The organism is Murimonas intestini, from assembly GCF_024622195.1.
GTDB classification, from domain to species: Bacteria; Bacillota; Clostridia; order Lachnospirales; family Lachnospiraceae; genus Murimonas; species Murimonas intestini.
Window position 1 is genome coordinate 81,061 of record NZ_JANKBI010000023.1, and the last position, 10,565, is coordinate 91,625.

A 10,565-nucleotide genomic window follows, 5' to 3' on the forward strand; every position below is an offset into this window, starting at 1 on the left:
TTCGCATCCTTTCAGTGTATTTTTTATTCTGCAAAAGACAGATCCTTTACATAGATACCAAACTGGTCAAATACCTTATAATTCTGTATTGCAGAGTCGTAAGCGCTCATGCGGTTTAAATATACCATGCCGTACAGAGGCACTTCTTCCTCGATCAGATCCCAAAGCTCTTTTGTGAGTGTCATCCTCTCTTCGTCAGTCTCAGCGCTGGAAGCGGTATTGCACAGCTCTGCCATCTTATCGTACTCTGGCCCTGACCATCCCTGGAAATTCAGTCCTGTCAAAAAGGCTGTCATACTGTCCAGCCCATAACCGCTCGGAGCAGAACAGCTCATGATACCAATATCCCAGCCGGTTGGATCTCCCATAGCGCTCCAGAATACTCCCTGGTCCACACTTGTGATCTCAGCTGTAATCCCCAGTTCAGCCAGATTTGCCTGAAGTACCTGTGCCATTAATTCCTCTGCTGCCAGTCCACCGTACAAAATGGTGACAGGCTTATCAGGTACGCCCGCAGCTCCGGCCAGCTCTTTAGCCTTATCCATATCCTGTCCATACATGGGATTTGTCCAGCTGGCATCATAGTCCGCCATACCTGAAGACCACACACCTGCTGCCGGAAGGTTAAGCCCGTTAAAGCCTGCATTATTCATAGCCTCATTATCCACAGAATAGGCTACAGCCTGACGCAGTTCCTTTGATGCAAACGGTGAATTTTCTGTCATGTTAAAGAACAGGCACTCTGTATTAAATGCAGGTTTAGTGATTACCTCATAACCGTCCATACCGGAAATATAGTCAAAGTCGCTGATCTGCAGCACTTTATTAAAATCGACCTCGCCCGCCATCAGGGCGTTAGTACGCTGAGAGCCTTCAGCAATTACATTAAAGGTGACCTCTTTTATTCCTTCCGGAGCCCCTCCCCAGTAATCTTCATTTGCAGTCAGGGTATAACTGACGCCCGGCACACTGCTCTCAAATTTATACGGTCCTGTCCCTACAGGTTTTGTAGCCATTCCGTCGCCGCTCTCGTTGTATGATTCTTCATTAACAATGTTCAGGAAGCTTAACTTTGAGAGGTTAAATGCATTTGTCTGGGTAAAAGCCAGTTCTACCGTATAGTCATCCACAACCTTGCAGTTCTCCAGATCCAGATAAGTAACCACGCCTGTGGTATTTGCATCCTCGCAGTTCAGCTTCAGGGTAAAAAGGACATCAGCCGCAGTAAAGTCACGTCCGTCATGGTATTTTACTCCTTCACGCAGATGGAACGTGATATGTGTGGGATCAGTCTGCTCCCAGCTTGTTGCCAGCTGTGGGGTCATCTCCATATCATATCCAAAGCGGAACAGTCCCTCATACACCTGATAATTAATATCTGTCCTGCAGTCTACAGTAGCTCCTGTAGGCGCCAGTGTACCGCAGTCTGCCTCCTCCGCGATCACCAGGGCGTCTTTTGCAAAAGCAGTAGTACCGCTGGCTGCCGCCAGGACCATTGCCGCTGCCACACTCAAAAACCTTGCATTTCTCTTCTTCATTTTCATTTCCTCCTTTTTTATAGCTTTTCTTTTTTATCCATCAGTTCCTCTGCCTTTTGGCAGGCAACATAATGATTCTTTCTGATCTCCACAAGCTGCTGTTCCCTGTGGCATTCCTCAGACGCATAAGGGCATCTGGCTGCAAAGCGGCAGCCTGGTTTTGGATTGATCGGGGAAGTTATCTCCCCTTTTAGCAATATCCTGTTCCTGGGTGCATGTACATCCGGTACAGGGATAGCTGACAGCAGCGCCTTCGTATAAGGATGGCTGGGGCTGGCAAATAATTCATCTGACGGGGCCTTCTCTACTACCTGTCCAAGATACATGACCATAATGTCATCAGAAAAATACTTGACAACCGACAGATCATGGGTGATGAACAGATATGTCAGTCCGCGTTCTTCCTGCAGGTCCAGCATCAGATTCAGTACCTGGGCCTGTATGGACACATCCAGAGCCGATACAGGTTCATCACATACGATAAATTTTGGATTTAAAGCCAGGGCACGGGCAATTCCAATTCTCTGCCTGCGGCCTCCGTCCAGTTCATGAGGATAGGAATTTTCCAGCCTCTCGGCAAGTCCCACTGTATCCATCAGGCGTTTTGTCTCCTTATACATCTCTGCCCTGGATATACCGCCTTTCAGGAGCAGAGGCTCCATAATGATCTCACTTACACTCATACGGGGATTCAAGGAAGAGTATGGGTCCTGGAAAATTATCTGCATATCCTCTCTCAGGGTACGGAGCTTCGCCTTATCCACATGGGTTACATCCTCCCCGTGAAATAAAATCTGTCCATCTGTAGAGTCAAGTAAATGGAGGACCACTCGTCCCAGGGTAGATTTTCCGCATCCGGACTCCCCCACCACACCAAGTGTTTTTCCTGTCTGGATACTGAAGTTAACATTATCAACCGCATGCAGATAGCCTTTCGGCGTATTAAAATATTTTTTCAGGTTCCTGACTTCCAGGGAAATATCTGTCATCTTTCCTCACCTCCCGCCCTTACACATTTTACAAAATGTCCCGGCCTGAATTCCTTTATTTCCGGATCCTTCTTTCCGCACTCGTCTTTTGCAAACGGACATCTTTCCCGGAACTTACATCCCTCCGGCAGATTTGTCGGATCAGGCATCAGCCCGTCAATCGGCTTTAATCTTTTTTCTGTTCCATTCAGTCTGGGCAGGGAATTAAACAGCCCCACTGTATAGGGATGGCCTGCATGGTCAAACACTTCCTCTGTTGTCCCCTGCTCTACGATCTCCCCTGCATAGACAACTGCCACTCTGTCGCACATGCCTGCCACTATACCCAGGTCATGGGTGATCAATATCATAGATGTATCCAATTTTTCCTTCAGGGAGTCCATCATATCCAGCACCTGGGCCTGGATCGTCACATCAAGCGCTGTGGTGGGCTCGTCCGCCAGCAGCAGTTCCGGCCGGCAGGCCAGCGCCATGGCGATGACTACTCTCTGCTTCATTCCGCCTGAAAACTGGTGAGGGTATTCACTGTACCTCTCTCCCGGTATTCCTACCATCTCCAGCATATCCACAGCCCTTTTCTCCACTTCCGCTTTTGACAGCTTTTCATGCAGGCTGATTGCCTCTGCGATCTGCTTCCCTACTGTCTCAATGGGGTTTAAGGCCGTCATGGGATCCTGGAATATCATGGCTATTTTATTTCCTCGGATCTTGCGCATTTTACCTTCACTGAGTTTCAGCATATCTTCGCCGTCAAAATAGATCCTGCCCCCGCGTACTTTTGCAGGAGGATCAGGCAATATTCGCAGGATTGCTTTAGCAATGGTGGTTTTTCCCGCGCCTGTCTCACCTACCAGTCCCAGAGTCTCTCCTTTGCCCAGCTGGAGATTTACATGATTTACTGCCTTCACCACGGCTTCATCCGTATCATACTCCACCACCAGGTCCTCTATTTTTAATAATTCCTCTTTTTTCTGTCCGCTCATGTTCTGACCTCCTAATTCTTCATCTTCGGGTCAAGTGCATCCCGAAGTCCGTCCCCCAGCAAATTGAATGCCAGTACACTTGCCATGATGCAGATACCCGGTATGATGACCAGATATCCATAATCCCTCATGTAGCTTCTGCCTGCGCTTAACATGGCTCCCCACTCAGGCAGGGGCGGCTGTGCCCCCAGGCCTATAAAGCTTAATGTAGCTGCGGCAAGGATGGAGTTTCCAATATTCATGGTGATGGACACGATCAGCGGTGCAAATGCATTTGGAATAATGTGCTTTAAAACAATGCGCGGATCACTGGCGTTGATTGCCCGGGCTGCCTCCACATATTCCCGTTCCCTGACTGTCAGGATCTGTGCCCTGATCATGCGGGCATATTCCGCCATAGTGGAGATTCCAATAGCCAGGATCGCATTATTAAGGCCAGGGCCAAGAGCGGCGGCCAGGGCGATGGAAAGCAGCATGGCCGGAACTGACTGATAGATATCCAGCATACGCATCAGCACATTATCCACTTTTCCCCCGTAAAATCCTGCAATCGATCCAAAGGTGATTCCCAGGACAGATGCAATTGCCACCGACAGCACGCCGATCCTGAGAGACTGCCTTGTACCATAGATCAGCCGGCTTAAGATATCCCGTCCCAGGTTATCCGTTCCCAGCAGATGAGCTTTGCCGGGAGCCTGAAAAGTTGATGTCAGATCCTGCGCCTCATATGCATAAGGCGCAAGCAGCGGAGCGAAAATTGCTGCCAGAACCAGCAGAATGATAACAACCAATCCTGCAACAGCCAGCTTGTTTTTAAACAGACGGTGAAGAATTTCTCTTGTATGGGACTTTTTCTTCTTTTTCATTCCTTCTTATCCCCCTTTCCGGCCTTTCTTTTCCTTGTGCTTCCTGCATACTGGGAACGTATACGCGGGTCAACAAATGCATACACAATATCCACCAGCAGCATGATCAGACAAAAGCAGATTGAAATGAACAGCACGCCTCCCTGTATTACAGGATAGTCTCTTTTAGAGATAGCGTCTGTAAGATATGTTCCCATTCCAGGTATGGAAAAAATAGTCTCAATGATAAGAGTCCCGCCCAGGGAGCTCCCAAACATACCTCCCATAACTGTAATAATTGGAATCAGTGCATTCTTCAGCGCATGCCTGAAGATGACCTTCCTCTCTGTCTGCCCTTTGGCACGGGCAGTGGTAATATAGTCCTGACGTATCACTTCCAGCATGCCTGACCTTGTCTGTCTGGCCAGTCCGGCAGCTCCGCCTATGGCTCCCGCCAGGCAGGGCAGTATGTAACCCGTCCACGACTTGATCCCTACAGCAGGCAGCCACCCCAGCTTCAGCGCAAAGAAGGATACAAGAATCAATGCAAACCAGAATCCGGGCATAGACACACAGAACAGGGACGCAAACATAGCCGTGTTATCAATCCAGGTATAATGATGTGTAGCCGCCAGCACCCCAAGGGGTATTCCGATACACGCGGCAATCAGTATGCTGATACCTGCAATTCGCAGCGTATACGGCAGCCTGGCCTTGATCTGCTCCTTTACACTCACCCCCGTATAATAAGACGACCCCAGGTCCTGATCTACAAAGACCTGCTTCATATACCTTCCCAGCCGCTGCAGATACGTCCCGTTAAGTCCCATTTGTTCATGCAGGGCTTCCACCTTTTCTTCCGTTGCATTAGAACCGAGTATCATCCTCGCGGGGTCACCTGGTGTCAGATACATGATGGTAAATACCATAATAGTCACCCCAAGCACTACAGGTATAATCCAAAGCAAACGTTTTAAAATATACTTCCCCATAGCTTCCTTCTCCTTTTTATTGTTTTACTATAATACACAGCAAAATCCGTGCCACTTTGTGATATGTTTCTTTTTTCTTTTTCATAAACGCACTGTATTCTACTTTTTCTGTCTTTAAATTCCATTATTTACCTGAATTCTTCTTTACTTTCTGTAATTCTGCAAAGCAAAATTGAAATCTTTATTTCATTTTGCGTTTCAATCATTTCACATTTACAAATATCCATACCCATGCTACACTCATCATTAACAGGAACTGGTCTGTACAAAGGAGAAATGCTTATGACAAGTATAATGGTGATAGAATCCCACGAACTGCCCAGGGACATCTGCTCCCTGGCTGCAAAAGAATTAAATCTGAATATGGTTTTTATCTCAACCAGAATGAAGGATCTTACAGATGATGATTACAGAGAGTATGTGCGTATGGCTCAGGAAGAGAGAATGGATGCCATTATTGTCAGCTACCACCATTCTGAAAAAATGTCTTCCTATGATACTTCTGTGCCCATTATCCCTATCAATTTCAGCAACTGGGAAACCTTAAATATACTTCAGTCCCTGAAAAAAAATATAGTGGATACCCATATCCCCCACCCACATAAGGTGGCTTTGATCACTGTCGCCCCCCTGTCCCTGGATTTGAAGATCCTCAGCGAAATATTCGAGTTAGAGCTTCATAATATCATCCGTGATGGGGAGACTCTGCCGGATTCATTTTTTCATGCACTGAAAAAAGAAGGCTTTGAGATAGCCGCCTGCGGTTCCAGATATCACCAGCAGGTAGCAGCGTCCGGTATGTACCATGCCTACGATCCCAATGCCCATTCTTATATAGGCGTACTGGAAGAATTCCGCCGCATTTTAAAGCTGATCACTATCAGCCGTCAGGTCAGCCAGCGCAATCAGGAACTTCTTCAGATGATGAACTATTCTTTTGAAGCTATCTGGGTGACAGATGACCATGGGCTTATTACTTCATATAACGTAAAGGCGGCAGGCCTTTTTGCAAAAAATACGCACAAAGCCTCTCCGTCCTTTTCCGGCCGTTCCATCTATGAGGTTCTTCCGGTTCAGATGAAGGACATCCTTGATGACGCCCTTTCAAACGGTACCAATTACTACAGCCATCTGCTGCTGCACACCCAGTCTGACGGAATTTTCAACATCACTCCTCTCATGAGAAACGGAACAGTCAGCGCCGTAATTTTTCATTTTACTGCTCTTCCCCACCTGGAGCAGATGGAAGAGCAAATCCGGATAGAGTCATATATCAAGGGCCATAAAGCCAAATATACTTTCCAGAATCTGATTGGAAAATCCGGGGCAATTCAGCGTGCAATAAAAAATGCAGAGCTTTTTGCTAAATATGATTCTAATATTCTTTTAATAGGTGAAACAGGAACCGGAAAAGAGATTTTTTCCCAGAGCATCCATAATTCCAGCCGCAGGAGCGGCCAGCCCTTTGTTGCGTTAAACTGCGGGGCGCTGCCTCCGAATCTGCTGGAAAGTGAACTGTTTGGATATGTGGAGGGTGCATTTACAGGCGCCTCCAGAAAAGGAAAAAAAGGATTATTTGAGATTGCAAATCAGGGGACTATTTTTTTAGATGAAATATCTGAGATGGACGCCAACGGCCAGCTGCGCCTTCTGCGCGTCCTGGAAGAAAGAGAGGTCATGCGCATAGGCAGCGACAGCGTCATTCCTGTAAATGTACGTGTCATCGCTGCCTGCAACAAAGATCTTGCAAAACTTGTAAAAAACGGATCGTTCCGTGAGGATCTATTCTACAGGCTGAATGTCCTCACCATACAGATCCCTGCCCTGCGTGAGCGTGGAAACGATGTATTTCTTCTGGCTGAATATTATCTGGACATCTACAGTCAGAAATATCAGAAGACTGTCCAGCTCTCTTCCGCCTCTGCCAGCATGCTGACCTCCTACCCGTGGCCGGGAAATGTGCGCCAGCTGCGCAACTTCTGTGAACGTCTGGTAATCGTGGCAGATGATTACCAGCTCTCACCTGAATTTATAAAAGACCAGCTTCAGCAGGCATACCAGTTTTATGATCATACGGATGATATGGATACAGCTGTTCTGCCCGCCCTCAGCCTCCCAGGCTCAGAGCGGGATAATATCCTCCTGGCCCTGCGCCAGACAAAAGGAAACCGCCAGCAAACGGCAAGTCTGCTGAACATCAGTACTTCTACTCTCTGGAGAAAGATGAAAAAATATGGGATCATGGAGCTATATTAATTATTGCCTGCAAAGCTGATAAATAGAAGTCACACCGGCGCCTGTGGCACCTGCTGACTGGAACTCGAAAACAGGAGGTTCTACCCACGCTGTACCTGCTATATCCAGATGGAGCCACGGCTTGCCTTCCGCGAATGATTTTATGAAGAGTCCCGCTGTAATAGTGCCGCAGCAACTCTCTCCCATATTGCGGATATCAGCTACCTTGCTCTTTATCATCTTTTCATGCTCCGGATATACAGGGAGCCTCCAATATCTCTCTCCTGATACCTGGTATGCCCTGCGGAATCTGTCAAACCATTCCTGATCATCACTGATAACCCCGCCTATGGTGAATCCCAGCATATTCACTACGGCTCCTGTCAGAGTGGCAATATCCAGGATATGTGTTACCTTCTCCTGCTTCACTGCGTAGCTGACTGCATCAGCCAGTATCAGGCGTCCCTCTGCATCTGTATTTGCGATTTCAATCGTCTTTCCTGCATAAGAATTGATCACATCTCCAGGAAGCAGGCTCCCGTCTGATATCCTGTTCTCACACATAGGAATAACTGCCACAGCATTTGTCTTTACACGATTTTTAGCAAGTGCATAGATGGCTCCTGCCACAGCGGCGCCCCCTGCCATATCGCCTCTGATTCCTCCCATGGAAGCTGCAGGTTTGAGGCAGTATCCGCCTGTATCACATGTGACTCCTTTTCCCACAAGACCCTTGACTTCTTCACATTCCGGATCTCCCATATAGCGCAGGACCACAAGGCACGGAGGAAACTCACTGCTTTCACCAACGCCTAAGAGCGCATCCATCTTCATCTTCTTTAAGTCTTCCAGATGGAATACCTGGGCTTCAATTTCAGTATCCTTCACTAAGTTCAGTACTTCTCCTGCAAAATCCTCAGGACGCAGCTTATTACCCGGCATATTAACCATATCCCTGGCAAAACGCACGCCCTCAATGACGGCTTCGTATTCACTTAAGAGCGCACTGGCCGCTTCTGCCTCTGATCCCTCTATTCCCGTAAGTTCAATTTCAGTTTTTCTGCAGTCTTTTCCAGGATATTGAATCTGCTCATAATCAGCCAGGAGAGCTCCTTCAGCAATATCTCTGACACTCTCTGTCCCAAATTTTTCTGCCACAGCAGAGATATTCATTGAAAATTCATAGATTTCATGGCTTCTCAGCTCTTTCACGGCCTTTGCAGCTGCTTCCTTGACTAAAACCTTACAGATATTTTCATCTGTCTGGCCGCCTGCAGTCTCTTCTTTTTTTCCAAGGCCTACATATAACACTTCTTTCCCATCCTTTTCAGGATAAAACAGTGTTTCCAGAGCCTTACCTTTAAATTTACCCTCTTCCTTTTCAAAACCAAATTCAACTACTGCACCTTTTGTGCTTTCAGATACTATCTGAATCATCTTCATCTTCCTTTCTTTCGGCGCGCTGCTTACACGCACAATTCTCTTTCTTTCCGCGGGCCCTGTTACACTAACCGCACTCCCGCAGCATCTAATGCTTCTATTATATCTTTATCCGGAAATTCATCTGTAATAATACCATTGATATCCTCAAAATGAGCAAACTTAAATGAATCGTTAAAATAGAATTTTTCTTTCTCCATCAACACATATTTATGACGGCTGCTCTGCAGTACAGCTTTTTTTGTTAAGCCATCCTCTGCTCCCAGAGTAGTGATTGAATAATCTGTCATGTCAATACCGCAGCTTCCTATATAAGCCCTGTCAAAACTATACTGTTTAATAACTTCAATAGCTGCGGCTCCCATAAAACCATTAACAGAAGAAAACATGGTTCCTCCCGTTCCAATTGCAGTTATAGAGGGACTTCTGGCTAGTATTTGAAGAATATCTATCATATTGCTCACTACTACCAGTTTTTTCCCTGATTCTGCCAAAAGTTCTGCCAGCTTTATATTTGTGGTGGAGATATCAAGAAATATTGTTTCATTATCATTAATTAAATCAAGTGCTTTTTTCGCTATGACTGTCTTTTTCTCCAGATGGTATCCTTTTCTGTCTATGACATTGCGTTCCAGAGGGTAATCTTTTGAAAGGATCGCACCCCCGTAAGTACGCTTCAGTTTTCCCCCGTTCTCCAAAATCTTCAGATCTTTTCGTATACAATCTTCGGATACCTGAAAGAGTTCACTCAGCTCTTTAACCCTGACTTTTCCATCCTTCTGAAGCTTCTCTTCAATTGCCTCCAGCCTCTCTTCCGTAAACATATCCCACCCCCTTTGAATCCGCCTAAAGTATAACAATCTGTATCCTGATTGTCAATTATTTTTTATTGTTTATTATTACTTTTTCCTGTTTATGATTTTAAATAAAATTGGGAATACTAAAATAACATGACAAACGTTTTAGACATATATTAAAAATTTATATTTCAGAAAGGAGAGGCAGCATGAAGGTTAGAAAGCTTCCACAGGTGAGTCCTCACACATTATTTACATCATTACTTATACTATTAGATATATCCGGATGCATAATTATCGCTGTTTTACTATCCCATGCTATAGTATCAGGTCATACAGGGCAGGCACAGGAAATTATACCGCAAACTGAACTACAGATTGTCAGCCAGGACACTGCTGTTTCCACTGCATTTACAGATGCCGGTGTGGATAACTCCTGCGTCAAAACATTTTCCTGTGAATTAAATTATAATCCTGATATTTCTTCTGATTCCGGGATATATCAAATATCATTTGAAACTGATTTTAATAAATATAATTATCAGATAAGCAGTGTTGATGGACAGATTTTATCGTATACTTCATTTTATCCCGGTAATAATGTCTCCTGATTTTCAAGTTTCTGATCGGTCCAGCATATACAGGCAACTTGATCGTCTTTCACCGGGCAATAAAAAAACGCCCGCAAGGGGCGTAAATGCTGTAATGAGACATCGGGGATTCGAACCCCGGACAACTTGATTAAA

General features: G+C 45.9%; 9 protein-coding genes. 2 read left to right on the top strand and 7 right to left on the bottom strand.

Annotated features, from left to right (window positions below; all coding sequences use genetic code 11):
- Positions 1 to 23: 23 nt before the first annotated feature.
- From NSB28_RS22790 to NSB28_RS22810, 5 genes are read right to left on the bottom strand one after another with little or no spacing between them, the layout of a single operon-like run.
- Positions 24 to 1,538 (bottom strand): ABC transporter substrate-binding protein, encoded by a 1,515-nt coding sequence (locus tag NSB28_RS22790; protein ID WP_257497773.1) that lies wholly within the window; start codon positions 1,536 to 1,538, stop codon positions 24 to 26.
- Between the two features lie 17 nt (positions 1,539 to 1,555).
- On the bottom strand, positions 1,556 to 2,527 hold the full coding sequence (locus NSB28_RS22795) for an ABC transporter ATP-binding protein (RefSeq protein WP_109626012.1): 972 nt from the start codon (positions 2,525 to 2,527) through the stop codon (positions 1,556 to 1,558).
- Complete coding sequence (locus tag NSB28_RS22800; RefSeq protein WP_109626013.1) at positions 2,524 to 3,510, bottom strand: ABC transporter ATP-binding protein; 987 nt, start codon at positions 3,508 to 3,510, stop codon at positions 2,524 to 2,526. The genes NSB28_RS22795 and NSB28_RS22800 overlap by 4 nt, the downstream gene beginning before the upstream one ends.
- 11 nt (positions 3,511 to 3,521) lie before the next feature.
- Positions 3,522 to 4,376 carry an ABC transporter permease gene (locus NSB28_RS22805; protein ID WP_109626014.1) on the bottom strand — a complete coding sequence of 285 codons (855 nt, stop codon included), beginning with the start codon at positions 4,374 to 4,376 and terminating at the stop codon, positions 3,522 to 3,524.
- Positions 4,373 to 5,347, bottom strand: a complete 975-nt coding sequence (locus NSB28_RS22810; RefSeq protein ID WP_109626015.1) for an ABC transporter permease — start codon at positions 5,345 to 5,347, stop codon at positions 4,373 to 4,375. Before NSB28_RS22810 ends, NSB28_RS22805 begins: the two co-directional genes overlap by 4 nt.
- A gap of 282 nt (positions 5,348 to 5,629) precedes the next feature.
- Between NSB28_RS22810 and NSB28_RS22815 the strand changes: the two genes are divergently transcribed.
- A complete protein-coding gene (locus NSB28_RS22815; RefSeq protein WP_257497774.1) occupies positions 5,630 to 7,603 on the top strand; it encodes a sigma-54 interaction domain-containing protein in 1,974 nt (657 codons plus the stop codon).
- Here NSB28_RS22815 and NSB28_RS22820 read toward each other — a convergent pair whose 3' ends face one another.
- Positions 7,604 to 9,019: a leucyl aminopeptidase family protein gene (locus NSB28_RS22820; protein WP_257497775.1), complete on the bottom strand. Its 1,416-nt coding sequence runs from the start codon at positions 9,017 to 9,019 to the stop codon at positions 7,604 to 7,606.
- 65 nt (positions 9,020 to 9,084) lie between these two features.
- Entirely contained in the window at positions 9,085 to 9,846 is a 762-nt protein-coding gene (locus NSB28_RS22825; RefSeq protein ID WP_109626017.1) for a DeoR/GlpR family DNA-binding transcription regulator, read from the bottom strand.
- A 182-nt stretch (positions 9,847 to 10,028) separates the two neighbouring features.
- On the opposite strand from NSB28_RS22825, the gene NSB28_RS22830 reads away from it, so the two are divergent.
- Complete coding sequence (locus NSB28_RS22830) at positions 10,029 to 10,430, top strand: hypothetical protein (protein WP_109626018.1); 402 nt, start codon at positions 10,029 to 10,031, stop codon at positions 10,428 to 10,430.
- The last annotated feature ends 135 nt before the right edge of the window (positions 10,431 to 10,565 follow it).